At 64.1% G+C, this 25,436-nt stretch carries 27 protein-coding genes and 1 pseudogene; 8 read left to right on the top strand and 20 right to left on the bottom strand.

Annotation, left to right across the window (positions count from 1 at the left end; translation table 11 throughout):
* Window positions 1–1,372 (bottom strand): annotated as a pseudogene (locus IEV82_RS21230) (baseplate multidomain protein megatron); the annotation flags it as partial.
* 634 nt (window positions 1,373–2,006) lie between these two features.
* Here IEV82_RS21230 and IEV82_RS21235 point away from each other — a divergent pair.
* A complete protein-coding gene (locus IEV82_RS21235; protein ID WP_188484098.1) occupies window positions 2,007–2,204 on the top strand; it encodes a hypothetical protein in 198 nt (65 codons plus the stop codon).
* Window positions 2,205–2,736: 532 nt separating this feature from the next.
* Entirely contained in the window at window positions 2,737–4,092 is a 1,356-nt protein-coding gene (locus IEV82_RS21240; protein ID WP_188484099.1) for an ATP-binding protein, read from the top strand.
* 587 nt (window positions 4,093–4,679) lie between these two features.
* Here the strand turns inward: IEV82_RS21240 and IEV82_RS21245 are convergent.
* From IEV82_RS21245 to IEV82_RS21270, 7 genes are all read right to left on the bottom strand, one after another.
* Window positions 4,680–5,126, bottom strand: a complete 447-nt coding sequence (locus IEV82_RS21245) for an NlpC/P60 family protein (protein WP_188484100.1) — start codon at window positions 5,124–5,126, stop codon at window positions 4,680–4,682.
* Window positions 5,123–6,007 (bottom strand): phage/gene transfer agent baseplate hub protein, encoded by an 885-nt coding sequence (locus IEV82_RS21250; RefSeq protein ID WP_188484101.1) that lies wholly within the window; start codon window positions 6,005–6,007, stop codon window positions 5,123–5,125. The genes IEV82_RS21245 and IEV82_RS21250 overlap by 4 nt, the downstream gene beginning before the upstream one ends.
* Complete coding sequence (locus IEV82_RS21255; RefSeq protein WP_188484102.1) at window positions 6,004–6,630, bottom strand: DUF2460 domain-containing protein; 627 nt, start codon at window positions 6,628–6,630, stop codon at window positions 6,004–6,006. The genes IEV82_RS21250 and IEV82_RS21255 overlap by 4 nt, the downstream gene beginning before the upstream one ends.
* Window positions 6,627–9,062 (bottom strand): phage tail tape measure C-terminal domain-containing protein, encoded by a 2,436-nt coding sequence (locus tag IEV82_RS21260; RefSeq protein WP_188484103.1) that lies wholly within the window; start codon window positions 9,060–9,062, stop codon window positions 6,627–6,629. The genes IEV82_RS21255 and IEV82_RS21260 overlap by 4 nt, the downstream gene beginning before the upstream one ends.
* Complete coding sequence (locus tag IEV82_RS23950) at window positions 9,055–9,201, bottom strand: DUF7697 family protein (protein WP_444543194.1); 147 nt, start codon at window positions 9,199–9,201, stop codon at window positions 9,055–9,057. The genes IEV82_RS21260 and IEV82_RS23950 overlap by 8 nt, the downstream gene beginning before the upstream one ends.
* Before the next feature lie 83 nt (window positions 9,202–9,284).
* Entirely contained in the window at window positions 9,285–9,722 is a 438-nt protein-coding gene (locus IEV82_RS21265) for a phage-derived protein YdaY family protein (RefSeq protein WP_188484104.1), read from the bottom strand.
* Between the two features lie 2 nt (window positions 9,723–9,724).
* Window positions 9,725–10,666, bottom strand: coding sequence for a phage tail tube protein (locus tag IEV82_RS21270; RefSeq protein WP_188484105.1), 942 nt, complete (start codon window positions 10,664–10,666; stop codon window positions 9,725–9,727).
* Window positions 10,667–10,735: 69 nt separating this feature from the next.
* Between IEV82_RS21270 and IEV82_RS21275 the strand changes: the two genes are divergently transcribed.
* On the top strand, window positions 10,736–11,086 hold the full coding sequence (locus tag IEV82_RS21275) for a bactofilin family protein (RefSeq protein ID WP_188484106.1): 351 nt from the start codon (window positions 10,736–10,738) through the stop codon (window positions 11,084–11,086).
* A gap of 96 nt (window positions 11,087–11,182) precedes the next feature.
* Here IEV82_RS21275 and IEV82_RS21280 read toward each other — a convergent pair whose 3' ends face one another.
* Window positions 11,183–11,602, bottom strand: a complete 420-nt coding sequence (locus IEV82_RS21280) for an acyl-CoA transferase (protein WP_188484107.1) — start codon at window positions 11,600–11,602, stop codon at window positions 11,183–11,185.
* 753 nt (window positions 11,603–12,355) lie between these two features.
* Window positions 12,356–12,991: a DUF6441 family protein gene (locus tag IEV82_RS21285; RefSeq protein ID WP_188484108.1), complete on the bottom strand. Its 636-nt coding sequence runs from the start codon at window positions 12,989–12,991 to the stop codon at window positions 12,356–12,358.
* Between the two features lie 65 nt (window positions 12,992–13,056).
* Between IEV82_RS21285 and IEV82_RS21290 the strand changes: the two genes are divergently transcribed.
* Window positions 13,057–13,338 (top strand): sll1863 family stress response protein, encoded by a 282-nt coding sequence (locus IEV82_RS21290; RefSeq protein ID WP_188484109.1) that lies wholly within the window; start codon window positions 13,057–13,059, stop codon window positions 13,336–13,338.
* A gap of 26 nt (window positions 13,339–13,364) precedes the next feature.
* Here the strand turns inward: IEV82_RS21290 and IEV82_RS21295 are convergent, their stop codons facing one another.
* The 8 genes from IEV82_RS21295 to IEV82_RS21330 all read right to left on the bottom strand — a co-directional run bounded on the left by IEV82_RS21295 (window position 13,365) and on the right by IEV82_RS21330 (window position 20,707).
* Complete coding sequence (locus tag IEV82_RS21295; protein ID WP_188484110.1) at window positions 13,365–13,679, bottom strand: head-tail joining protein; 315 nt, start codon at window positions 13,677–13,679, stop codon at window positions 13,365–13,367.
* Between the two features lie 10 nt (window positions 13,680–13,689).
* Window positions 13,690–14,661, bottom strand: coding sequence for a major capsid protein (locus IEV82_RS21300; RefSeq protein WP_188484111.1), 972 nt, complete (start codon window positions 14,659–14,661; stop codon window positions 13,690–13,692).
* A 40-nt stretch (window positions 14,662–14,701) separates the two neighbouring features.
* On the bottom strand, window positions 14,702–15,082 hold the full coding sequence (locus IEV82_RS21305) for a head decoration protein (protein ID WP_188484112.1): 381 nt from the start codon (window positions 15,080–15,082) through the stop codon (window positions 14,702–14,704).
* A gap of 60 nt (window positions 15,083–15,142) precedes the next feature.
* A complete protein-coding gene (locus IEV82_RS21310; protein ID WP_188484150.1) occupies window positions 15,143–16,471 on the bottom strand; it encodes a S49 family peptidase in 1,329 nt (442 codons plus the stop codon).
* Window positions 16,471–17,967, bottom strand: coding sequence for a phage portal protein (locus tag IEV82_RS21315; protein ID WP_188484113.1), 1,497 nt, complete (start codon window positions 17,965–17,967; stop codon window positions 16,471–16,473). Before IEV82_RS21315 ends, IEV82_RS21310 begins: the two co-directional genes overlap by 1 nt.
* Entirely contained in the window at window positions 17,967–18,182 is a 216-nt protein-coding gene (locus tag IEV82_RS21320) for a phage head-tail joining protein (protein WP_188484114.1), read from the bottom strand. The genes IEV82_RS21315 and IEV82_RS21320 overlap by 1 nt, the downstream gene beginning before the upstream one ends.
* A gap of 1 nt (window position 18,183) precedes the next feature.
* Window positions 18,184–20,223 (bottom strand): phage terminase large subunit family protein, encoded by a 2,040-nt coding sequence (locus tag IEV82_RS21325; protein WP_188484115.1) that lies wholly within the window; start codon window positions 20,221–20,223, stop codon window positions 18,184–18,186.
* A complete protein-coding gene (locus IEV82_RS21330; protein ID WP_188484116.1) occupies window positions 20,171–20,707 on the bottom strand; it encodes a hypothetical protein in 537 nt (178 codons plus the stop codon). The genes IEV82_RS21325 and IEV82_RS21330 overlap by 53 nt, the downstream gene beginning before the upstream one ends.
* 129 nt (window positions 20,708–20,836) lie before the next feature.
* Here IEV82_RS21330 and IEV82_RS21335 point away from each other — a divergent pair, with 129 nt between their 5' ends.
* The 4 genes from IEV82_RS21335 to IEV82_RS21350 all read left to right on the top strand — a co-directional run bounded on the left by IEV82_RS21335 (window position 20,837) and on the right by IEV82_RS21350 (window position 22,291).
* Window positions 20,837–21,040: a DUF6900 domain-containing protein gene (locus IEV82_RS21335; RefSeq protein ID WP_188484117.1), complete on the top strand. Its 204-nt coding sequence runs from the start codon at window positions 20,837–20,839 to the stop codon at window positions 21,038–21,040.
* Window positions 21,041–21,054: 14 nt separating this feature from the next.
* Window positions 21,055–21,276: a hypothetical protein gene (locus tag IEV82_RS21340; RefSeq protein WP_188484118.1), complete on the top strand. Its 222-nt coding sequence runs from the start codon at window positions 21,055–21,057 to the stop codon at window positions 21,274–21,276.
* A 116-nt stretch (window positions 21,277–21,392) separates the two neighbouring features.
* Window positions 21,393–21,662 carry a hypothetical protein gene (locus IEV82_RS21345; protein WP_188484119.1) on the top strand — a complete coding sequence of 90 codons (270 nt, stop codon included), beginning with the start codon at window positions 21,393–21,395 and terminating at the stop codon, window positions 21,660–21,662.
* A 98-nt stretch (window positions 21,663–21,760) separates the two neighbouring features.
* A complete protein-coding gene (locus IEV82_RS21350; protein WP_188484120.1) occupies window positions 21,761–22,291 on the top strand; it encodes a DUF3489 domain-containing protein in 531 nt (176 codons plus the stop codon).
* Between the two features lie 270 nt (window positions 22,292–22,561).
* Here the strand turns inward: IEV82_RS21350 and IEV82_RS21355 are convergent, their stop codons facing one another.
* Window positions 22,562–23,884, bottom strand: coding sequence for a site-specific DNA-methyltransferase (locus tag IEV82_RS21355; RefSeq protein WP_188484121.1), 1,323 nt, complete (start codon window positions 23,882–23,884; stop codon window positions 22,562–22,564).
* Complete coding sequence (locus IEV82_RS21360; RefSeq protein ID WP_188484122.1) at window positions 23,881–25,140, bottom strand: site-specific DNA-methyltransferase; 1,260 nt, start codon at window positions 25,138–25,140, stop codon at window positions 23,881–23,883. Before IEV82_RS21360 ends, IEV82_RS21355 begins: the two co-directional genes overlap by 4 nt.
* Window positions 25,141–25,436: the final 296 nt, after the last annotated feature.

Below are 25,436 nucleotides of genomic sequence, written 5' to 3' on the forward strand. Positions count from 1 at the left end.
GATGGGCGTAGTGCAGCACCATGCGGCGCAGGCCCCAGTCCTCTGCCGTGCCGGTCCAGCTGACAGCCTCCTCGGCGATGGTGAAGTCCGAGGGGCTGGCACCCCCGAACAGGGCGGCAACCTGCGCAGCGGCCGTGGCGGTCTTGTCCACCGATCCAGAGAACCCCGCAGCGGGCGAACAGGTGATCCGCCCCCGCCAGGGGAATACAGGCTGGCCGGTATCACTTGCATTGTCGGAATACGGGTTCGGCAGCGTGTTGCCGGGTGGTACGTCCATCAGGAGGAAGGGATAGAAGGTCACTCTCAGCCCGCGCGCCTTCATCTCCCGGATCGCTTCTACCACGGCGAAATCCGCTGGCGTGCCGCCATAGACGGGGCGGTCAAGCGCATCGCGACTGACCAGATGTGCGTCAGCACGAGCGACGCCATTCACGCTCCAGATCAGCGGGTCGGTGGTCTTCTCTGGGACCTCGACGCCGGGCTGCACCTTGCACGATCCCGCCCGCAAATCGTCGCCGAACCACGCGACGACAAGGCTGATGCTGTCCACCTTGGGGGCCATCGCCTGCAACCGGTCCAGCGCTTCCACCATGTCGGTGGCATCGGCCAATGCGTTCAGGTTCTCGGGTACCTGCGCGCCCGCTGCGCCCTTGCGGATCGCGGTCGTCGCGTAGGCGAACTCGCCGGAGGCCGGGATCATGGTGACGGCCTGCGTGAGCCCCTCGGCCGTATCCGGATCGGCCAGAGGGCGGAACACCTCGAAACTCAGCTGCGGGATGCGGTTGCCATAGGTGGAAAGCGCCAGCTCCTCGAAGACCACGTACGCCGTGCCGCGATAGGCGGGCGTTCTCTCCGCGCCCATCATTGCGGCGATGAACGGATCAGCCGTCTGCGCCTCGTTGCCAGGATACCAGCGCCAGGTGACGCCGGAGAGGTCCATCGGCTTGCCGTCGGCCCAGATGCGCCCGATGCCGGTGATCGGGCCCTCGCACAAGGCGACCGCAAAACTGGCGTAGTACAGATACTCGGTCGTCTTGACCTTGCCGCCGCCGGTCTTGCCGCCGCCTTGGGTCGTGGTGCTGGTGTCCTCGCGGAAATCCGTGGCCCAGATGATGTTGCCGCCGATGCGCATGCGGCCGTAGAGGCGCGGGATGATCGCGCCTTCGGTGGCCGAGGTGATCCGGAGGCTGTCGAGCCGCGCGCCCTCGATGCGTTGCGTGGGCGCCAGCGACGAGATGATCCAGCTGTCGACAAACGAACCCACGGTGGAGCCGACAAAGCCACCGATGGTGGCCGCGCTGACGCCGAGGATCGCGCCACCGATAGAGCCGCCAAGGGCAGCGCCAGCGGCGCCGAGAACGAGGGTGGCCATGGTGACGACTCGAAGACAAAGGATGAAGTTCAGACAAAAGAAAGGATCGACCAGAGGCGTCTTGTGATCAGGGAAGGCGTTCAGGCCTTGGTCACGCAAGCCTCGCCCGCAGTTCCCGCCACGCGCGTCATGAGATGGTTGTGGGTAGCAACTGATCGACCGCTACCAAGGCGTTCCCGATCAGCATTCCCTGAAGGTGGTCGGATCGGCGGACTCCGGACGTTCTCATTCTCTGCACTCGCAAAGGTCACTGGCTTTGTTGGCGGTAGCTGCCATTCGGAATGCAAGCATCCGGTGCAGGTCGCGGTTTATCGGAAATTTGAGGGTTGCCCAGTTCCCAAGCAAGTTGGATCGTCACCTGCCAGGTGGTGCTGGTTCATGCCCGTATCCTCATGACTGCTGACGTCAATCCGTTAACACATCGCGCTGCAGCCGAGCCAGTTCCGGCAGCGGAATTGAGGTGCAGCCATGAGTATTTTCCGGCCCTATTCACCGAGTTCGTCGGGAGCTACTCGCGAACCACGCAAAGTGACTTGTGGGTGACGCACTGCAGGACTTTACAGCCGCACCGTCAGGGCCGGGATCGGGTGTCGCGCTGACCAAGTTCTCCGCATGTCTGGAAAGGGATAATGGAATGCAACGAGGAGACTACATCATCGCAAGGTATGAGGCGTTCCACAAGGAGGCAAGGGCGTCCTACGAGCGCGCCGCCGATGGTCCACAAAAGGTGGCGGCGAGTCTGGAATTCAGGCTGGCAGACGCAGCCGAACGGAGCGGAAACGAAGTGGACTGGCTTCTGGCAACCTATCGGGGCATCCGCGCGCTGGAGTGATCCAGAAATGCACTGAACACTCAATCCAGGGACTTTGTTTCTGATCAGGCAGGATCGTATTGCACGGTTTTTTCCGCAGCTTCCAGAGGCCTGAATCGACCCGGCTGCTGCGCCCAAGGCGCTTTCCAGGTTGCGTATAATTCTTGCCGAAATTCGATAAAGAGGATGGCGCCCGCCTGCCTGTCATCACAGAGCTTAGATGTGGATGAGCAATGTACCGACTGCGACGCCAATCAAGCTGGGTTTCCCAATGCGATGCTGACTGATCTCCAGCCGCGCGCCACCTGTGAGCATGCACTGATCAAATGCTTCGCCTCTGCCGATGATCTGAAATCGTCGGCGCAAATCACTAATGCAATCTATCCGGGAATTCCGGGTTCAGTTGGTTGCGCAGCCTAATTGCGCTGCACAGACTTGAAAGCTACAGTCAACTGGTGAACGTTGAGAGTCGAGCATTGTTCATGCTGGCAATATGCGCTCCGGCGGCCGTCAAGGTGTCGGCCAGGGTAGCCAACACACTGCGGGATGCCGTATGCGTTATCAACCGGCCCTCAGGATCTCACTGATCTATGCTGGTCTCAGCCTGATCTACATATTCCTGTCGGATTGGCTGGTCGAACAACTTATCGCGAATAGCAGCGCCGGAATGATCCAGACGACAAAGGGTGCTGTCTTTGTGTCTCTCTCGGCACTTGTCATCTATCTGCTGATCCGGGCCGAACTAAGAAAGCAGGCGTGGCTGCGCGAAGTCGCCACGCGGACGGAGCGACTTGAAGCCATCGGCCAATTTGCAACGGTAATGGCGCATGATTTTAACAACATGCTGATGGTCGTGATGGGTTCTATGGAGTTGAGCGAGGATACTCTGCCGCAGGAGCATCCCGCGCGTAAACATCTCGCCAACGCCATGAGCGCGGCCGAAAAGGCCGGCGGATTGACGCAGCGCATGCTCGTCTTTTCCCGGCAGGGCCATCTGCGCTCTAAGCCGGTGGACGTCAACCAGATCGCAAGGGAACTAACCCCGTTGTTGAACCTGGCCGCGGGCGAGAATATCTCGCTACGCTGTAACCTGTCCGAGGGATTGCCCGCAGTGATGGCTGAGCCCAGCAAGTTCGACAACATCCTGTTGAACCTGATCGTCAATTCACGCGACGCCATGCCAAAAGGCGGGGATGTCGTGCTCGAAACAGCCGCCGAGCGGGTGGAGTCGCAGCTATCCGAAGGCCATTGGACCGTGCCGCCAGGCGACTACGTTACCGTTTCGGTGCGCGACACGGGCCACGGCATATCGAAACATGACATGGAAAAGGTACTGGAGCCGTTCTTCACCACCAAACCGGTGGGCAAGGGTACCGGTCTCGGCCTGACCACACTGCACGACAGCATGCAGGAATGGAAAAGCCATCTGATTATCACAAGCGCCGACGGACTGGGTACGACCGTCAAGATGTATCTGACGCCAGCCGACCATGAGGATCCGGCGAGCCTCAAGGCGAAAAGGTCCAACAGGACGGCCAGCAGCAAAGGCGAGACCATACTGCTGGTTGAGAACGCAGCCGACGTGCGCTCTACAGTCACCGACCAGTTGAGGAGTCTTGGATACGAGGTCCGAAGTGCAGCCAGTGTACCCGAGGCTCAGCTGATCCTCCAGGAAGAACCCAAGATCGACCTGCTGCTCAGTGACATCATGTTGGATCGCGACAAGACAGGCGTGGCGTTGGCCAAGCTGGCACGTTCCGCAGACAAGACGCTGAAGATTGTCCTGATGTCCGGGCATGCAGACCCAGTCCTGACTGCCGAAATGACCAATTTTGCTGAGCTGGGATGGTTGGCAAAACCGTTTGGCCGGTCCGCCCTGAACTGCGAACTTCGGAAACTGCTGGACTGAACGGGCAGTCCGCCGGCTGCAATCTTGTCCCGCCTGCATCAGCGATTTTTCCTCCGGGTGTTCGGTTTTTGAGGCAGTGATCCGGGCCAATGCGGGGCTCGACGGAGCGCGCCGACCACAACGGACCTGTCGTCTTACGCTGGTTGAGCTCGATAAGCAATGGGCCGCCGGCACCAAGGCTGCATCATGTAGGGATACCAGGATGCGTGGACCCGCTCTCAGCAAAATTTCCAGACCGCAGATTGCTTTATCCCGCGTGTCGCTGCTCGCCTGTCTCCGATGGTGCGCCTGCGGTGATTGACCGGTCTGGTGAAGCTGCAACGCGGCGCTTGACGGCGAGACGGAGGTGGGCTCTGGGCAGTCATTGTAGGGTCACCGTTTCCGGCAAACAGGACGAAATTTCGGGCTTTGCGGCAGTCAGCTGTCAGTGTCCTCATTGGGATGACCGCGCCTTCGGTGGATAAGGTAATGCGCAGGCTGTCGAGCTGCGCGCCCTCGATGCGCTGACGCCGAGGATCGCGCCGCCGATCGAACCGCCAATGGCGGCACCGGCCGGGCCGAGAACCAGGGTGGCCATGTCGGGGGTCTCAGCCTTGCGGAAACAGGAAGGCGAAGGCGATGCGCCGCCGCCAGGATGAGGTGAGCGGTTCCTCGATCACGCCGAGCCGCTCGCGGGCGTGGATGAAGCTGTTGGAGCCGGTGAGGATCCCGACATGCTTGGGCGTCGCGCGCAGTTTCATGCGGAACAGCACCAGCGCGCCGGGACCTGCCTCGGCGGGCGGCACCTCGGTCATCATGCGCCGCGCGCCCTCGGCCAGAACCTCGCGCGGCCCTGTCTCGCCCCAGTCGCGGCAATAGGGCGGGATCGGGAACGGCTCGGGGCCGACGACCTCGCGCCAGACGCCCCGGGCCAGCCCGAGGCAGTCACAGCCGACGCCGCGCAGGCTGGCCTGGTCGTGATATGGCGTGCCGAGCCATGACCGCGCGATGGCGATGACGCGCGCGGGGTCGGCCAATGCGAGGGGTTGCGTCACAGCACGCTTCCCTCGTGACCACCGTCTGGTGATGCATAGCGCAGGACCGCATCCTGGCCGGGGATGTGCGGGAAGCCGCGGAAGTTGGCCGTGTTCGCGAACTTCGCGCCGCAGGTTTCTATCCGCTTGTCGCAGCCCGCGCGGATGGTGAAGGCATCACTTTCGGCAATGGACCGCACTGGCGGTTCCAGCAGCGTCAGCACCGCAATGCCGTCGGTGACGTCATGGCCCAGCACTTCTGCGCGCCGCCCGGTGTTCGCGCCGCTGGTCCATTCAATGGTGCCGAAGGTGAACCATCCGGAATAGAAACCGCCGAGCCCCGAGGCGGTGAAGGCTCGGTCACGTAGAAGGTCGATCACGGTGCCCGTGCCCTTGAACACTGGGCTCTCCAGATCGACACCACAGCGGGCATCGCCGAGCGCTGCATCGCAGGTGGCCTGAAACGTCCGCCCGACCGTCTGGCCCAGCACGTGGGCGAGCGAGCGCACCTCGGCGACGAAAGCCAGCCGCCCGCGCCTGATCTGCCCGATGGCCCCGCGCCGCATCAGCACGCGCTGGCCCGGATCGGCCCAGTTCACCCGCCAGACCTCCACCTCGGCATTGTCCCAGCGGCCGTCGAGAATGTCGGTCTCGGTAACGCGATCCGAGGTCAGCACGCCTTCCGCGTCCTGCGCATCGACCGACAGGTCCGAGCCAGAGCGGACTTCGGATGCCGTGAGCCCGCTCTCCGGCTCGAACTCCGTCCCATCGAAGGTGAGCGTCAGGTCGTGGTCGGTGAAGCCAAATGCTACCCCATCGGCGCGCGTGATCCGCCAGCACCAGGCGAGCGTCGTCGTGCCCTCGTCGAGATGGGCCTGCAGGGCAGGATCCAAGTTCTTCATCGCCGGATCTCCAGAAGCGGAATGGAGGTGATTGAGCCGAGCCGCTCGAGGTCGAGCGTCACGTCGAGCGCATCTGTGTCGAAGCGGACCGGCACGTCGAGCTCGAAGCCCGCGGTGATGGCGACGCCGGAACCAGGCGCAGTGTCGAAGGTGACGATGCCGGTGGTGGTGTCGACCGACCAGCCGGAGAGCTCCTCGACGCCCGACAGCGCGATGCGCACGGTGCCCGCGACCGGCTTGGCGATGGCGCGCGTCCAGGATTGCGCGCCCGAGGTGTAGTGCTTCACCAGCTGGAACGCGGTCGTCGTGCCGTCGCCAGTGCCAATGATCTGGTCGGTTGGGACAACAGCCTGCGACGGCAGGGTGGATTTGTAATCGCCCCAGTCCTTGAACCGGAAGCCGTGCAGGCGGCCATTGCGCGCTTCGAAAAAGGCGACGACCGCCGCCAGATCGTCGGCCCGGCGGATGCCGTAGGTGACGTCGTAGCGGCGGCGCGAGTTGGCCCAGCTGGCGTTGCGTTCCTCGTCGCCCGAGGCAAGTTCGACGATCTGGGTGCGCCGTTCCGGCCCGCCGCGCGCGCCGCGACTGATGTTGTCGGGGAACCGGACCTCGTGAAACATCACATGCCTCTCCGCCCGAGCGACACAGCGCGCGCGATGTCGGCCGCGATCTGCGTGCGCGATTGACGGAAGCTCTCGGCATCCCGGGCCATGATTGTGACGTTGACCCCGCCGCCCGCGCCGTAGCTCTGCGCCTCGCGTCGCGACAGCACCCGCTCGCCGCGCTGCAGGATCGCAGGCACCTCGTCAGGGCGCAGTCCCGCCCAGCCACCGGCATGCATGCGCGGGGCAGCGGCGAAAGCAAAGGCGGGAACCATCCGGCCCGGACCCGGTGATCCGACCATGCCGCCCGCATGCAGGATGTCGGCGAATATGCCGCCTGCGCTGCCCAGCGCGCCTGAAAGCGCATTGGCGATCGGTCCATGGATGAACCGTCGCGCCGCCAGTTTGGCGAGATCGGCGATCATCGAGGTGACCAGATCGCGGAAGTCGAGCTTGCCGGTCTTTACGAAGTTACCCACGGCCGTCTCGGCGCTCTGGAATGCCCCGACCAGCGTGCTCCCGATATCACCGCCGATATCACGTGCTTTGGCCGCATAGTCGGTAAGCGTCGCTGTGACGGCTTGCCAGCCGGTCAGTGCCGTTTCCGCGCCCTCTGCGGCCGTTGCCCCAGCGTTGCGCGCAGCACCACCCGCACCATCTGCTGCGGTAGCGGTGTCATTCAGTCCTGCTGCCAGTGCATTTGCAGAACTCGCGGCATCCGCCAGCGCTGCTTCAGAATCTGCTCCAGTGCCGGTCATGGCCTTGCGCAGCGCCTGCCAACTTGCCAGCGGTCGACCGGCGGCATCGGTCAACATTCCTGCCGCTTCGCGATACCCGTCTGCCCGGGCGCGCGCATCTTCAGCCATCGCACCGAGCCCGAGGTCCGGTGGCTCAAGATAGGTACGCGATAGTGCCGACGAGAAAGCGTCAGCTGCTGCCGCACCTGCTGTGGTCGCGGCCCCCTGAAAGGGATTGCCGATCCGGCTCAGTCCCACAGGGTCGAGCGTGCCGATCCGCACGCCGCCCTCACCGGTGGCCCACTCGGGAAGCAAGGCAAGCGCTGCGTTCAAGCCGTTGATGAACGTGTTGATGCGGGTGACGACACCATTCAACATCGCCTCAACGCCGGAGATCAGCCCGTTCGCCGCCTGAAACGCAAAGTCGCCGATGGCGCCGGGCAGGCTGCCCCAGATGGCGACAGCGGCCTCGTAAGCCCCCTGGAAGATCGCCGCTGTCCGGTCACCAAAGCTGACGACGCCTGCGATCGTTCCCTCCAGCGCCGAAAGCCCTGCCGCCTTCAGCCCCTCCCAGCCAGCGGCCATGTCGGCGAAGGCCGCGTCGAGCGACAGCCCCATGCGCGACCAGACCTCCCTCGCCAGATCACCCAGCAGCCGGAACGCTTCGCCCACGCCGCCGACACGAGAAACCAGCTCCGAGAACTGATAGACCATCTCGCCCGCACCCACGATCAGCGCGCCAATTCCGGTGCGGATCAGCGCCCCGCGCAGGACGACAAGCGCGGTGGCGAGACCACGCACCGAGAGCGCTGCAGCGGCCATGCCCACCACCCAGCGCCCGGCCATGATGCCTGCGAAGGTGAGGGCATAGGTGGTCAGCCGCCCGATGTTGTCGAACAGCCCGCGGATCGCGATGCCGAGCGGGCCGGTCCTGCTGGCGACCGCCGCCATGGCGTCTGCGACGGCCTCCAGTGCGGGTGCCGCGGCTACGGCGAGCTGGTTCGACAGCCCGCGCCAGATCAACCCCAGCCGGGAGATGGCATCGTTGGTCCTCTCGATCTGGTCGGCATCCTGCTCCGAGACGACAACCCCGAAGGCAAGCACGTCCTCCGTTGCCTGGCGCAGCGTCGCGGAGTCGATCCGGCTCATGGCGATCGAGCCTTCCTCGCCGAAGAGTTGCCCCGCGACGGCGGCGCGCTCGGCGGCAGGCACGAAGCTCTCGATGGCCGCGTTGATCGCACCGACACGCTGGTCCAGCGGCAACGCGATCAGCTCGTTGGCCGAGAGCCCGAGCCGGTCCAGCGCATCGGCGGCAGGGCCGGTCCCGGCGGCCGCCTGGCTGAGACGGCGGGTCAGGTCCTTCGTCGCCTGTTCGATCCCGGACATCGACACGCCCGCCAGCTCTCCCGCACGCTCAAGCGTCTGGATCGAAGCGACAGTGGTCCCCAGAGATTGCGCGAGCTTCGCCTGCGCATCGACGGTCTGCAGGCCGGAGCGGATCATCGCCACACCGGCGGCCGCCAGCGCGGTGGTGGTGGCCGCAGCCGCCAGTGTGGCGCGACGGGCAAACGCCGCCACGCGCGCATTGGCCATATCCATCTCGCGCGACAGGCGGCCAAAGCCCCGGGCGCCGGCTTCGCCGATGCCTTCCAGTTCGGCGCGCACCTGTCGGCCGCCCTCCGCCACAAGGCGGACAGACACACGCTTTTCAGCCATCGCGGTCTTCTTCCATCTGTTCGTTGAGTTTGCGCACCATGACTGCCTCGATCTCGGGCAGCAGTTCGGCGGCGATCAGGGTGTTGATCCCGAGCGCGCGGGCCAGTGCGAGCGCCGCACCCATGTCCCAACCCAGCACCGCACCGGGGATGGCGCGCAGCTGCCCACCAAGGCGGCCGACAAGATCCCAGACCTGCCAACCGTCATAGGTCAGCGGCCGGTTCAGCCGCGCAGGGCAGTCTTCGCAAGCTTTTTGGCAGGCTGCGCAGTACCGCTCGCCCCCGCCGAAGGACCAGTCGGCAAGGGCGCGCAGACGTTTTTTTCCTGATCCAGCAACAGGCCGCGCGCGACGTATTGCATCTGGAAGGCCTCGAAGACCGGCCAGATTTCCAGCAGCGCGTCGATGCCCTCGGGAGAAACGGGGATGACATTGCCCGCGTCATCGCCAACACCCTCCCAATCCAGCACCGCGCGCCGGGCGACGGATTTGGCCATGGCCAGCGCCAGGTCCTCCTGGCCAGCCTCTTCCGGCAGACCCTCTATGGCGGGATCGGCGCGTGCCGAGACCATCAGGGCAGTGGTCAGGGGGCTGACGAGCAGGCGCAGGCCAGGGGCGAGGTCCAGCCATTCGGGAGTGGCGGTCAGGTTCAGTCGGATCATGATCAGTATCCTGCAAGGGTGTTGACGAGAACGGCAGTGCACATGCGGGCGGGGCTTGTGGCGCGGGCGGCTTGCCAGTCGAAACTGGCCTGCACGCCTTGCGGCCCGGCGATTTCGATGCGCGGGCGGGGTAGATAGACGGCATGGGCGGTGAAGGTGAAGTTTTCGCCCGAGGGCAGGACGTAGGCGAATTCCATCTCGCAAACCTCGCCATTGATCGCTTGGCTTACCAGCGTCTGGTCGGCGAAGCGCACCTCGATCCGGCCGGTCAGCGCCGCCATGGTCGGGTCAGCGCCGTCGATGCGTCCGTCGCCCCGGATGGTTTCGATCCGGTCGAGATTGTTGGAATAGGTGATCTCGGCTGAAACCACATTGCCCAGCGCCGTCCCGTTGCGCGTGATCGCTCCGTTGAAATGGCCGAAGCGCTGCAATTCGAGACCGGCAGGCGTGCCTGCACTCGTCGTAGTGCCGACCGTCTCGCCCTGCGCCACCAGCCGGGCCGTTGCGGTGAGCAGCCCCGAGCGCTGCATCTGCCAGGTGATCTGGTCGAGCACGCAGCCGGAATACATCGCGTACCGCGGGACCTCGGGCATGCCGGTCTCGATCGACATGCTGGGCAGCGTCCAGGACCCGGATTGGAACTCATGGGTGTAGGGCGCCTCCGCGCCTGTGGTCGTCGGCGAGCCGAAGGCGGCTTTCAGCCAGAACCCGAAGGCTTCGGCGTCGAGCGGCACGACGACATCTCCATCGGCTGTCACCGCGTCCTTGATCGGCGCCAGCGGATCGCGGCCATAGCCCAGCAGTTCGGAGTCCAGCAGCGGCTGTTCAGACCCTAAGGTTGCCCGGGCGAAGGGCATGCGGGTGAAGCCGCTCGCAGGCGGGGTGCCATAGGTCGTCTCGAACGCAAGCGCCATCAGCGCCCGCGCCCCCTGGGCTCGTGCCATGGTGATTTCTCCTGTATGTTGATCCGGATGGCCCTCGAACGAGGCCGAAAGTCAAAAAGGAAGACTGTGATGGATGACAAGTTTCCGGCAACCAGCACGGGTGGCCGCTCGCATCTTGGGGAAGGCTCCCGCATCACCGGCGAGCTTTATTTTCCTGGCACGGTCGAACTGCCCGGTTACGTCAAGGGCCGCGTTGACGCGACAGCGATCGTCATCGAAACGACGGGCGAGGTGGAAGGCGATCTCCATGCCGCAAGCGTTGCCATCAAGGGACACTTTCACGGCCAGGTCACTGGCGGCAGCGTAAAGCTGCATTCAAGTGCGACGGTGATTGGTGACATCACATATGAAAGCCTGAGCATCGAGAGCGGCGCTGTGGTGGAAGGCAAGTGCAACCGACAGCCGTTTCCAAAAGAGTGAAGCCCCTCAGGTGAGCCGGCTGATCGGTCGAAGGGAAATGAAGCACAACCGGGAGTGAGGCGGATCAGCTGAATGTGGCATTCAGTGGGCCGCTCACTACCCCAGCGGATCGGCCGTGGAATAGTGTAGCACAACCGGGATCACGGCTGCTTTCAGAGGTGCCGCGCCTTCGACTGGCAGATCAAGTGGACGCGGCGCTTCCGCCTCGACCCAGTCGCAAAGCCCGCCGAGTGTGCGGTCGGCGGTGACTGTTTCACCGATGCCGGCGGTCAACGTGTCGAACGCCACGTCACGATCGGCTCCCTGCACAACCGCCTCGATCTCGGCGCGGTGCTGGTAGTGGTATCGCAGCGGCGACAGCGTCACCTCGGGCTCTCCCGGTTCGCCGTCGCGCAGGATCAGCAGCCCCCCGGTAGGAACGCGCTCGGGCAGCACCTCACCGCGCAGGGCGGTGGCGGGTAGCGCCAAGAGCCGCGCGTGCAGCGCGGTGAGGATGGTTTCGCGAGGGGTGGGCATGAATTCTCGCTATCGTGCGGAAAATGAGGAATTTGGCCTCGACTCCGAGGGCGCACTGGCACTTAGGGCGTCGAAGGCAGCGTCACGGTCGACACTCTGCACAACCGCCTCGGTGTCTTGACGAAGGTTGCGGCAAATACCGTCGTTCCAATGGGTTGCCGGACTACCGATCGTCGGCGATGCCGAAATGATGCCGTAATGATGTAACTGCGGCAAGCGGGACACTATAGTACCTGCTGATCTCAACATCACTTAGTCCATAGTCAACCATTGCGGTCAGCGCTTTGCGCGGCATCGGGCCCATCGCCTCCATAACCAACTTCATGTCATCTGCCCGCAACGCAGGTAAACGATCCTTGCAGGAAAAGTGGTGCGGCATAGGCAATTCCTCCGATTTGAAGTCAGATCGAGGTCGCGACGATGCATTTTTTGCTTCGATACAGGCAACGCTTCGAGGAGCTTTCGTTTACCGTCCAGAATGTTGGTCAATGTGTGGAGAGACAGGATCCGAGGATTTTAAGTGTCGAGAAATTGCTAGCTGGAAACACGCACGGCTTTTTTATCTGTTTGACCGTTTTGCGAGCACCCCCGGAATCTACTCAGATGCGGATGTATTTACGGCGCTCCGAGACGAACTACCGATTTGTGCTAAGCCCGGTGATTAAAGCTGGAACCAGATTAGCCACTTCGGGGCCGTTGAGGTGAGCAAAAAATGCGCGCACATATCGAATAACTGAAAGCCTTCAACCAACGTCATTGATCAAAGCGCCTTTCAACCCAATTCGCCACGATCAGCCCCGGCACGCTGTCCAGCGCCCGGTCCGCATCCCGCGCCAAGTCCAGCCGCTTCGGCAGCTTGACCTGCGGCACCAGCAGGAAGATCGGCGCGGTGACCTTGCCGCGCCCGGTCTTCGAGCGCGACACTACTGCCTGGCCCTTGGTGTTCAGCCGTCCCTCTGCTACCAGCAGGCTCGGGCCGGTACGGCGATAGACGAACCGTAGCCGCAGCCCGCGTCGCCGTTCCCATTCGCCGGGCGTGATCCGGCCGCCGCGCAGGGACTTGCCCGCGGCGGGCAGCGGGATCGCCAGCCAGAACCCGTTCTTCGAGCGGATCAGCGGGCCGGTGTCATGCGCGCCCACGATGACCGGCGCCTTTGACCAGACCAGCGCCGCAGTATCGAGGCTTTCGCCCGACCTCGGGAAGTTCTGGCTCCGGATCGAGTTGGCGAGCCGGGGCCCGAGCCCCGCGCCGGTGATCTGCAGCCGCCAGGCCGACTTCAGCCCGGTCCCAGCCTCGCGCATGGCGGCCGTGACGGCGCGCTCTCCTGCCGCGACCTCGGCCGCCATCATCGCGACGATGTCGGGATCGATGTTGAGCCTGAGTTTCATTGGTCCAGCAATTCGCCTTTGGGGCGCATGTGTGATACTCCCTGCAAAACATGAAGGAGAAAAAGATGGATCGCGACGCGTACGTGAAGAAAATGAAGGCAAAACTGGACGAGTGGAACGCCGAAATCGACAAGATGCAGGCCAAGGCCAAGGCCGCTGAGGCCGAGAACCAGGCGAAATTCGAGAAACAGCTTGCAGAGATGCGCACTCAGCGCGACGAAGCTCAGGCCAAGCTGAAAGAAGCACAGGCAGCCAGCGATGCCGCTTGGGACGACATGCGCAAAGGCATGGAAAGTGCCTGGGAGAACATCTCAAGCTCCTTCCAGAAGGCCTGGAGCCGCTTCTAAAAAGCCGATCATTGCCTGTTTCGCTATCACGCCGGCCTCAGATCGATGGTCCAGACCAGCCGCTCGCGGTCTCGCACTGGCTCGCCCTGAACTGTATAGCTGTCAGCACCGATGACAATCAGATCACCGGTGCGGGGATCGGGCAGGTCGGACACGCGGACATCCACCATCGTGGTGTCGCTGACAAAGCGGCCCGCACCAAATTCGGTGATCCGATCCGGGGCACGGCGGAACACGTGGATGGGGCGTTCTTCCGAAGTGGTGCTCGAGATCCAGAGCGCGGCGACTGCCATGGACGGATTGGCAAAGATGCGGTCCATGGCGGCGGCGAAGACGGTCATGGTTTGCTCGTCAGTTCGAGCTGTGCAGGCGGATCGCGATGCGCGGCCGCTTGTTGACCGGTAGGATCGAGGCCTCGGTCATCAGGTCGATCCAGCGACCCTTTTCGTCGAGATGCTGGCGGGCGTAGAGCGGCAGGCCGAGGGTGTTGGCCGCCTCCAGGAGGTTGGCCGGGCCGCCATAGGTGGTGAACGTGTCCATCGTGCCAAGCGGGAATGCGATGCCCTCGCTGGCCGGGATCAGGCGCTCGGTTGCCTTGGTCGAGAGGGTAACGGTGCCCGCATATTCCTCGAAGACAATGCCTGCGAAGGGAAAGTTGCGGCGGACGTCCTGGCGCAGAGGCTGCGCACCGGTGGCGGCGTAGAACTTGTAGGCCTCTTCGGTCTTGGGATGTGCGATCAGCTTGTCGAAGAACTCCCGACTGACCAGCGCATGCACATCCGTCATGCTTTCGCCCAGCAGGTTGTCTTCCATCGCCCGCAGAACCTCGCGGACCTTGCCCTGCACGTTTGTGCCAGCGGTACCGAACAGGAAGTCTACCGAGATTTGCGCCAGCCCGAATTCGGTGAAGTAGTTGTAGAGGGTGGTGCCCGCACCGTCCTTCACGATGCCGCGCAGCGCGTTCATCTCCATGTATTCGCGGGTCTGGGCGTGCTTGCGGCGCATCAGTTGCAGCTTGCGGTTCATCACCTCGACGAGCGGGTCGGCCCCATCGAAGACGCCCAGCGCGGGCTGGCCCTGGATGTCAGCCGGCAGGATCACATCATCATGCGGGATCCAGGGTAGGGCGAAGGACCGCATCGAGCGGCCTTCGCGGGTGCCGACGGTGGCCGGGCCACCCAGCGGAACCGAAGGCAGCAGGTTCAGCACACCCTCGAATTGCTCAATGATCACCGAGCGCTGGGTGACGCCTTCGAAACGGAAGAGGCCGATCTGGCCAAGGCGGGTGTAGAGGTTGGGCAGGATGTTGATGGCCTGCGTCATCTCGGCCAGCGAATAGCCGCCGGCGTNGTGGCAGCTCGCGTCAGACGCCGTCGCGGGCGATGATGCCGACGGCGGCAAGCTGGGCGAGCTTGGCGGTGATCTTGGTGCCGTCATCGACGGTGGCGCCGTAGGCGAGGCCTGCGCGCGAGACGATCGAGGGGCCGCGCGCAACCACAATGCCCTCGGCATCGGCCAGCGTGGCATCGACGGCGTAGAGCAGAACGGCGCTGGCGATCTGCGAACCGTCCGAGCCGGTTGCGGGCGACAGGGTGTATTTGCTGCTGGCGGTGATCTTGCCCAGCACGGAACCAACCGGGTAGGGTATGCCTTGCAGCAGGGTGATCACCTCGCGGGTGTAGTTCGGATTGACCTCATATTTGAGGACATCGCCCATGCTGGGCTGTTCCGTCAGGACGGGCATTGGTCAGTCTCCATGTTGGTGGGAGGTTGGTAGGGGGTGGGTCGACCACCTGACGCTGGTTCAGCGCTTTGCGTCATTCGCCGCCTTTCTGGCAGCGGCAATGATCGGGCTGTCTTTGGCAGCAGCTGCGGCCGGGGCAGTGGCGATGATCTCCGCCGCATCGCTGCGTGCGGCAAGGTCCGCCAGAACGCGGGCACGCAGGGCTTCGGGTTTGAGGCCCTTGGTGACGGCATCGGCGGCGTCGATCTGCACACCCAACCGGGCGGCCTGCGCACAGACCTGAGCCACCTCGGCCGCCTCGGTGCGCACGGCGTCGGCAGTCATGGCGGTGGGCGCAGCATTGGCCGTCGTGGTCGGAGTTTCTGGCGCGGCCGCGATCGCGGGCGTTGCAACAGGAGGTGCAGAAACTGGTTCCGTTGTCTCTAGGGAAGTTTCAGGCGTGTTGGTCATCTGTGGACCCTTTCTGCTGGAGGACATGGTGTCGCGAGGGGCGGCGGCGAAAGCGCGGAAGGCGGTGACGGGATCGGCGAGATCGTCGGCCAGACCGGCGGCGATGGCATCGGCCCCGCGGAACACCGCAGCTTCGGTGGCCAAGGCTGCAATTTGGGTCAGCCGATCCCCACGACCGGCAGCGACGGTTTCGGCGAAAAGGAATCGCACCACCTCCAACTCGCGCTGCATCTGATCGTGCACCGCCTCTGGTAGAGGCTGATACGGGTTCGCATCGACCTTGTGGGCACCGGCGTGGATCAGCGTGACCGCGATGCCCTTCTGGTCCAGCGCCCCGCTCATGTCGGTGTGCAGCGCCACCACTCCGATGCTGCCCACCGCCCCGGTGCGCGGCAGGATGATGCGGTCGGCCTGTGAGGCGAGGACATAGCCTGCCGACAGCGCATGTTCGGCGACAAAGGCCTGCACCGGCTTCTGAGCCCGCGCCGCCCGAATCCGATCTGCCAGATCAAAGGCCCCCGCGACCTCCCCACCGAAGCTGTCGATGTCGAGCGCAATGCCGCGCACGCCGGGATCGTCGAGAGCCGCGTGCAGCTGGGCCGCGATCCCCTCATAGGACGTCACGCCAGAGGATTGGCCGATCCACGCGCCGCGATGCACCAGTGTGCCCGCGATTTCGATCACCGCGATGCCGTCGAGCAGCGCATAGGGCTGGGAGCCATTGCGCTGGTGACGCAATGCCAGATCAGTACCGAAGAGCGAGGCGCGGTTACCCGGAGTGGCTACTGTTGGATTGGATGCGTCGACGTCCAGCCCCAAAAAGGTGATCTCCTGGCCGGTGATGCGCGGCCCCAGCCCGGAAAGAAACGCCAGCGCCTTGGCCGGGTCAACCATCAAGGGTGTGTTGAAGGCGCGCTGCGCGATCTGGGCGTGGTGCATCATGCGCCCTCCTTGGGGTCCGGTTCTTCATCGCCGGTCTCGTCGGCCTCGTCGTCCCTGCCGCTGTCCTGATCCCGATCTTTCGCCTCACCGGCGCCCGGCCCCTGCGCCGGCGATCCGGGACGGCGGAAGTCGAGACCCAGCGCCAATTCTCTTTTGCGCTCGGCGGCGATCTCGCGGTCGACCTGTTCAGCGTCGTAGCCGCGCTCGGCCAGGGCTTGCGTGCGGGATTTCAGGCCTGCTTCGATCTGCAGGATCTCGGCCGAGGCGTCCTTCATCGGATCGATCCAGTCCCATTTGGTGGGCAGCCAGGCGCAGGCCTGATAGGACCGCCGCTGGCTGTCATAACCGGGCAGGTCCATCGCGCCCGACAGCACAGCCACGTCCATCCAGCGCACCCAGACGGCACGGCACAGCTGGTAGACCAGCACACCATGCTGCCAGGCCGAGATGCGGCGGCGGAACTCGATCAGGCTGATCCGCGTGTTGGAGAAGTTGCCCTTGGCCGTGTCCCCGGTCAGATAGCCGTAAGGAATGCCCAGCGCGGCGCTGATCTGCAGCAAGGTCCGGTACTGGAACGGCTCATAGGTGCCGCCCGAGTCCGGTGTGGCAGGGGTTGAGACATCCTCGCCGGGATCCAACCGCACCACCTGGCCGGGTTCGACCTCGAGATCCTCCTCGGTCGGCTCCAGCGGGGTTTCCGGCGCCGGTGAGGTGATGAACATCGCAAACATCGCGGCGATCTTCTTTCGCTCCAGTTCGGCGTCGTCATAGAGGTCGAGCGTGAACAGCTTGACGATGGCGGCGGCAAACCGCGACACGCCGCGCAGTTGGCCTGCCTCTACGGGGTCGAGGACATGGATCACGTCCGCGGCTGGCACGCGCACGGTTTCCCCTGCCAGCCCCGGATCGGTCAGATCACCCGGATGGCGGCGCAGGAAGTGATAGGCGACACGGCGGCCGATGCCGTCAAACTCGATGCCCTGTCGGATCAGACCTGCACCGGGCAGGGTGCGGTTCATGTCGAGCGGCAGCATCTCAGTTGGCAGCATCTGAAGTTGCAGGGGCACCGTCAGACCGTCTTCGGCCCGGCGCGGCCGGATGCGGATGAAGACCTCGCCCGACAGGAAGACCTCGCGCGCGGCACGACGCTGCAGCCCGTAGAAATCCGTCAGCCCCTCGGCGTCGGCATCGTCGGTCCAGGCCAGCCACAACGCCTGCAGCTGTTCCTTCAGCGCCGCATCGGCAATCGACGACGACGGCTTGATCCCATCGCCAACGACATTGCTGGCGAAGGATTCCACGGCATTGGCGGCATAGCCATTGTTCCGCACCAGCCAGCGCGCGCGGGCGGTGATGGTGTCGCCCGAGGCGGCGATCAGCGTGTTCACATGGGCGCGGCTGGCGCGGAACCCGCGCAGGCGACGATGGGCTTGTGCGGCATCAAACCCGCCGATGATGCTGCCGATGCGCTGGCGGAAAGCGTCGAATGCCATCACAGGCCCTTCGTGGCGACAGTGCCCCAGCGCCGACGACGTGGCGTGCCGGATGTGGCCGTGGCAATGCGGGTTTCCAGATCGGCGATGGCATTCGCCAGTTCCACGTCCGAGCCGTAGGTGATGCTCTTGCCGTCATAGCTGACCGAGCGGACACCTGCGTACCGCGCCTCCTGCAGGGCGGCCAGAAGCGCACGCATCCGTTCCAGATCCATCTCAGTCCCTCATGAAGTTCGGTGTGTAAGCCCGGCGTTTGCGCCGGGGAGTGGTCGGTGTTCCAGCCTTTGGCGGGGTGGGCGCCACCGGTTCAATTGCCATGGTGGGCTGTGGCGCCGGTCGGGTTTCCACTCCGGCCTGCGCTTCCAGCCGTCGCCAGGTCGCTTCGTCCCAGCGGTCCGCGCCCATGATCCAGGCTGCCGCCCGCGCATAGACGCGGGTGTCCAGGGCCTCGTTGCGTTCCCGCATCTTCTGCCATTCGGGATGCGCGTAGCCGCGCTTGTTGCGCACGGTGACCAGTTGTTCGGCCACAAGCTGTTTCAGCCATTCGGTGTCGATCCAGTCGGGCAGATGCACAGTGCCGGGGGCGTCGAGCACGCCCAGCGCGCGGTCTTCGTCCGACGGGCGTTCCAGCCGCAGGAAGCGGTAGGTCTCGGTCTTGAAGGTGGCGGTGGCCACCGACCACAGCCGCGCACCCCGGCGCAGACGTTTGCCGCCAATGGTGGCATCGACAAAGGTCGGGCCCGAAACCGGTGTGGCGCGGTTGAAGCCTTCCAGACCCTTGATCGGAGCCACTTGGTCGAAGCCCTGCTTGCGCGCCCATGCGTAAACCGCCGGGGCCTCGTAGCCGGTGTCGATGGCCAGCTTGCCGATCACCATCACAGCGCCATTGGCGCAGGCCCATGTGCGGCCCAGCAACGCGGTCAGCTTGTCCCAACAGGCCGGATCGTCAGGGCCGCCGGAAATGACGATATGATCGACCAGCCAGGACTCGAGGCCCCGGCCCCAGGCCCAGACATCGACCTCGATGCGGTCTTTCTGCACATCGACGCCCGCCGTCAGGAACAGACCGCCGACGGGGATCTGCACGCCAGCGTAGCTTTCGCGCCGTTCGGCCAGCCGCTGCCATTCTGGCGCATCGCCCGACTCGACCCATGTCTCGCCCAGAAGCGTGTTGCGCGCCGCGCGCAGCATCTCCTCGGAACCCTGCGCTGCCAACCAGTCCCGCGCGATCTGGCCCCAGCTTTTCCAGCCCAGTGGCGAATAGAGCGCCGAGATGTGAAAGCCGATGGAATGGGGGTCAGCGGAAACGGCGGTCGCGCGCCACTCTCCGTTCTCCAGCATCTGCGTCTTGTGATGCTCGGCGATGGGCGTCTCGCAGCCCTCGCAGTGGTACGCCGCCGTGTCTGGTCGACCCTTGTCCCAGCGCAGTCGCTCGAACTGCAGCCATTGCATCGCCCCGCAATGCGGACAGGGCACGAAGTACCGCCGCTGGTCCGAAGCCTCGAACTCCCGCTCGATGCGGGATAACCCCCGGATCGTGGGTGTCGAGACCATGAACACCTTGCGCCGGTGCGAGAAGGTGGTGGTGCGCGCCTCGGCCAGCGTGACCGGATCGCCTTCCTCATCTGCCGAGGCTGGATACGCATCGACCTCGTCGAGAAAGATATAGCGCGCAGGCATCGACCGCAGGCCGGTCGCCGAGTTGGCCCCAGTGAGCACCAGGATGCCGCCCGGAAACTCCTTGGACAGCATTGAATTGCCCGCGTCCCGCGACCGGGCCGGATTGACCCGCTCGCGCAGGGCAGGGCTTTCCGCAATCAGCGGGTCAAGCCGCCCACGTGAGGTGCGCTTTGCCATCTCGACTGTCGGCAGGACCGCCAGCATCGGCCCCGGCGCGTGGTGGATCACAAAGCCGATCCAATTGTTGCCAGCTTCCGTCGCACCCACCTGTGCGGCCTTCATGAAGCTGATCCGCTGCGCCGGGTGGCGAGGGCTGAGCGCATCCATGATCTCGCGCAGATAGGGCGCGCGGGCAGTGCGATATCGCCCCGGCTCGGCTGCGGCCCGTGACGACAGCCAGCGATGGGCATCTGCCCATTCCGATACCGTGAGGTTCGGATCGGGGCGCATCCCGCGGCACCAGACCCGCAGGATGTCCTCGGCCCCGTCAAACCCGAGATCGAGATCGGCGGTCAGGTCATCGCTATCCGAGCGAGACCCGGAGATCGGCGAGGGCGTCGAGTTGCGCTCTGACATGGGTTTCCAGCACCCTCTGCAGGATCGCGGCCTCGATCGTCACCGGAACACCCGCTTGCTTTTCCACCTCCATGGCCACTTCGGCCGCCATCAGTGCCGCAACCCGGGATGGCCATGTGATCCAGACATCGCGTTCCTGTCGCGCGAGGCGAAAGACCAGCGTTTCCGCCCGGGCCCGGTCGACCAGCGTGCCTTTCCGCTTCTGGATTGCCAGCTGGCGTTCCTGCGCCTGGTACACCGTCAGCGCGGTGCGGGCCTTCAGATAGGACGAGCTGTCGGCGGGACCGCTGAAGCCGCTATCGCTTCCGGTGCTGCGGCGCTGCTGGTCCGGGTCGGTCATCTCGGTCCGCCGCACGTCGGACGCGGCGGCGTTGATCGAGCCGTCGCCGTAGACCACCAGCCGCCCGGTCTTGCGCGCTTTCTGGATCGCCCCGCGCGACAGGCCGGAATGGGCGGAATACTCCCGCTCGGACATACCTTCCATAACGATTGGTCTGCCCTCAAGATATTGGAATTAAATGGAAATATAGGTCTTATTCAGTTGATTACACTCCAGCTTGGAGCGATTCTGGCTGCAGGAAAACGATGCAACTCAGCCAAGGACGACACCGCCATGACCACCAAGACCGCCCCCGTGAAAGCTCCCAGCGAAACCCTGCTTCTGGAGATCGCAGCAAAGCATTTCCATACGATCGAGACGCTGGAGACCCGCAACAGCGACCGTCTGGATTTCCACGATGTGGCGGTCTGGGCGATCCGCGCCGCCTTGGCCGAGGCTTACGCCGCTGGCGTCGCTGCCGCTGCTGCGAAGCGCTGAAGGAGGGCAGGGACATGACCATGGCAACCACTACGATCCGCATCGACATCGACACGCTGCCCCATCAGTTTGACCGCTCGCGCCCCGATGCTGTCGCCGAATTCATCGAGGCCGCGCTGCGCGAGGACGGGATCACCGCCGAAGCCTCGGACGTGATTTCGCACATCAAGATCGAATTGCCGACCACGCAGCTGGCTGCTGCCAGCGCCGTTTTGGTCGATCTGCAGCTGATTTGAAGTCGCCAGTATAATCATAAAGAACTGATATTGCTCGGATTTACCTACGCTAATCGGCCCGTCAGAGCGATGGTTCTTGTACGGAAACGATGCAACTCACGTTAGGGAGACACGCCATGACCCACCTTAACCCGATCACCGCACCCCGCCACCAGCTGCGCGCCGAAAAGGCGCGACGCAACCGCGAAGCCGCCCTGAACGCCTTCATTGGCAAGAAGGCCGAGATCGACGAGATGCTCTCCCGCCTGCAAGCGCTCAGCGACGACCATTTCAACTGCCACCCCGACGAAGCTGGCTGGGCGATGGTCGGCACCCTCGAGCACTACGCCGGGCTGCTCAAGCGCATCACCGACAGCGCTTTCGGCGAAGGCGAACACGTCAAATAAACCGATCACGCGCTGTGACTTGGCCCGCCACCATGGCGGGCTTGCCTCGGTAGAAGGCCGTGCAATCCCGTGCCGCCTGAACAGAACCGGAGGCCCAAATGCCCAAACTCACCGACACGCAAACCATCATCCTCAGCGCTGCCGCCCAGCGCCCCGACAACATCGCCCTGCCGCTGCCCAAGGGGCTGCACGGCGCCGCCGCGAAAAAGGTCGTCGACATTATGATCGGGCGCGGCTGGCTCGAGGAGGTCGACGCCAACCTGCAAAAGGGCGAACCACTCTGGCGGGAGACCGGCGATGGTCATGGCACCACGCTGATCGCCACCGCGGACGGACTTGAGGCCATCGGGATCGAGCCAGTGGTGGTCCGGACCATGGCTGCGATCCGCAAACACAGAGACGAACCGCCAGCACCCAAGCGGCCGATACCGCGTGCTGGCACAAAACAGGCGATGCTCATCGAGATGCTGCAACGTCCCGAAGGCGCGGCCATTGCCGAGATCGTCGAAGCGACGGGCTGGCAGTCGCATACGGCGAGAGGAGCCATGTCGGGAGCTCTGAAGAAGCTCGGGCTGGTTGTGACCTCGGCGAAGGTAGAGGAACGTGGGCGCGTGTATCGTATCAGCTGAACGCGGCGCAAGGGAGGATCGATCAACGGCCTCACCGACGCGATTTATCATGACCCTGCAGTTCAGCAGACATCCTGAATGCTGAACGCGCTTTTTCCGTCATCCCGAACCTCGCCACATAATCTGCCAGAGCATCTTCGAATTCGATGATGCAAGCCTGCATTCTGGCGCGTTCGTCGTCAGAGGAATTCTCGTCTGCGCCAATTGTCATAGCGGTTCCCGACACAAGTGTGGCCTTACTTTACCTCGCATTCGGTTTTCAGAAAACGGTCATGATGGGTGAGCCACCTTGCCCGTCGCCATCTCCCACCGCCGCATGGCAACGTCGCAGTAGACCGGGTCCAGCTCCATCGCGAAGCACCGCCGCCCAGCGCGTTCGGCGGCAACGATCTGGGTGCCGGAACCGCAGAAAGGCTCATAGATCAGATCGCCGGGATCAGAAAACGCCGTCAGCACCGCCTCGACCAGCGCCACCGGAAACACTGCCGGATGTGACCCGGCGGCACCCAGCCCGCCTTTGTGGCGCATGATGCGGAACACAGAGTCCGGGATGCGATGGCTCTGGATCGGGTTGCCGGTTCCGGTCTTGGCGTGAACGGTGCCGTCGGCTCCGCGCAGCCCACCGCCGCCGAGGGTTTCGCCTGCGTGTTTGGAGGGGACGGTCTTGTGCGGTTTTCGCGGGGCGCGGTTGAAGTGGAAAATAAATTCGTGCGATGGGGCCAGGCGGCCGTTCCAGTCGCCCGGCAAGCCGGGGCCCTGATCCCACACATACCAGCCAAACCGCCGCCAGCCAGAATTGCGCATCCATTCCACCCATCCTTCCCAATAGGGCTGCCACTCGCTGTCTCGGTGCACCAGGCCAAGGTTGACCAGCAGCTGGGCGTCGTAGGTGACTGGGGCAGCTGCGAACACGCCCTGCATCAGCGCATCCCAATCGCCGACCTTTTCCCTGGCCGCACCGTAGTCGCGCTGCTGGGCATAAGGCGGCGAGGTGAACATCAGCGTAGCTGCCTCATTCTGCATCAGCCTGGCGACAGCGGCCGGATCGGTGGCATCACCGCAGCACAGCCGGTGTTGCCCAAGCTGCCAGATGTCTCCCGATCGCGTGATGGGATCAGCGGGCGGGTCGGGGATCTTGTCCGCAGCCTCATCAGAAATCGCCGGGCGGTCGTCGGTATCTGCCAACAGCGTGTCCAGTTCATCTTCGGGGATTCCGATCAGCTCGAGGTCGAAATCCTCAGCCAGCAGCGCCTGCAACTCCTGCAACAGCAAGGCTTCGTCCCAGCCGCCCAGCTCAGTCAGTTTGTTGTCGGCGATCCGATAGGCCCGGCGCTGCGCCTCGGTCAGGTGGCCCAACACGATCACCGGAGCCTCGGTCAACCCGAGATGGGCAGCGGCCAGGATACGGCCATGGCCTGCAATCAACTCGCCGTCCGCCGCAACGAGGCATGGCACCGTCCAACCGAACTCGGCCATGCTGGCGGCAATTTTCGCGACCTGATCGGCATCATGGGTCTTGGCGTTGCGGGCATAGGGCTTCAGCCGGGTGAGGGGCCAGTGTTCAATACTGCCCGGCAGAAGCGGCGCATTCATTCGGTCAGCCGCTTGGTTTTCAGATCGGCGAATGTCTCACCGGTGTCGGTCAGCACCGCGTTCGCACCGGTGAACTGCTGCCAGCGTTCGATGGCCACATCGACATAGGCCGGGTTCAACTCTATCCCGAAGCATACCCGCCCGGTCGTTTCGGCGGCAATCAGCGTGGTGCCCGATCCCATGAACGGCTCATAGACCGCCTGACCGGGGCTGGAGTTGTTCAGGATCGGACGGCGCATGCATTCGACCGGCTTCTGGGTGCCATGCACCGTGGCCGCATCCTGGTCTTTGCCAGAGATGTGCCAGAGAGTTGTCTGCTTGCGGTCCCCTGCCCAATGGCCTTTGCCGGTCTTCTTGACGGCATACCAGCAGGGTTCATGCTGCCAGTGATAATCGCCGCGACTGAGGACAAGGCGATCCTTGGCCCAGATGATCTGCGACCGCACCGCGAAACCTGCAGCCACCAGGCTCTCTGCGACGGTGGCAGCGTGTAGCGCGCCATGCCAGACATAGGCGACATCGCCGGGAAACAGCGCCCACGCTTCCCGCCAATCAGCACGGTCGTCATTCAGCACCTTGCCGGTCCGTTTGGTCTTGGCCGCACCCGCCTGGTTGCGCCAGCTTGGGTCGTATTCCACGCCATAGGGCGGATCGGTCACCATAAGCAGGGGCCGCACATCACCCAGTAGCCGCCCGACCACATCCGCCGCAGTGCTGTCGCCGCAGATCAGGCGGTGCGATCCGAGCTGCCAGAGGTCGCCCGCCACCGACACCGGCGTGACCGGCGGTTCCGGAATGTCATCCTCGCCCTCGACAGCACCACCTTCGACCTGGTCCGGATCGCGCAGCAGGGCGTCCAAGTCTTCGTCGGTGATGCCGAGCAGCGACAGGTCGAAATCCTCGGCCAGCAGCCCCGCGATCTCGTCGCGCAGCATGGCCTCGTCCCATTCGCCCAGCTCGGTCAGCTTGTTGTCGGCGATGCGGTAAGCCCGGCGTTCTGCCTCGTCGAGGTGGCTGAGCCGGATCACCGGCACATCGGTCAGCCCAAGCATAGTGGCAGCCATCACCCGGCCATGCCCCGCGATCAGCTCGCCATCGTCAGCCACCATGCAGGGCACGGTCCAGCCGAACTTGGCCATGCTGGCCGCGATCTTTGCCACCTGATCGGTGCCGTGGATCTTGGCATTGTGGGCATAGGGGCGCAACCGATCAATCGGCCAGGATTCAATCTGGCTCGGCGCGAAGACCAGGTCCATGGATGGGTCTCATTTGGGGCAGGGCGGACATGCCGACGCGCGCGAGCACCATGGCCAGCGACGAGATCAGCGTCTGCGATGTTGAGAAAAACAAAAGCGCCCACGAGGGCTTTCCTCCGGGCGCTATTCTTCGATAATGAAGATATGAGTCAAGGGGGGCAGGTCTGTCAACAGAAAATCCTGCATGGATTCAATGCCTTCACGGAGGGGTGGCTTCCACTGTCTGGCTTCTGGCCACAGAGACCCGCCTGGCTTCCGTCTGGTGGATTTTACTATTTTAGTCAAGAATCCACCCT

Source organism: Marivita lacus (assembly GCF_014637725.1).
Taxonomy (GTDB): domain Bacteria; phylum Pseudomonadota; class Alphaproteobacteria; order Rhodobacterales; family Rhodobacteraceae; genus Marivita; species Marivita lacus.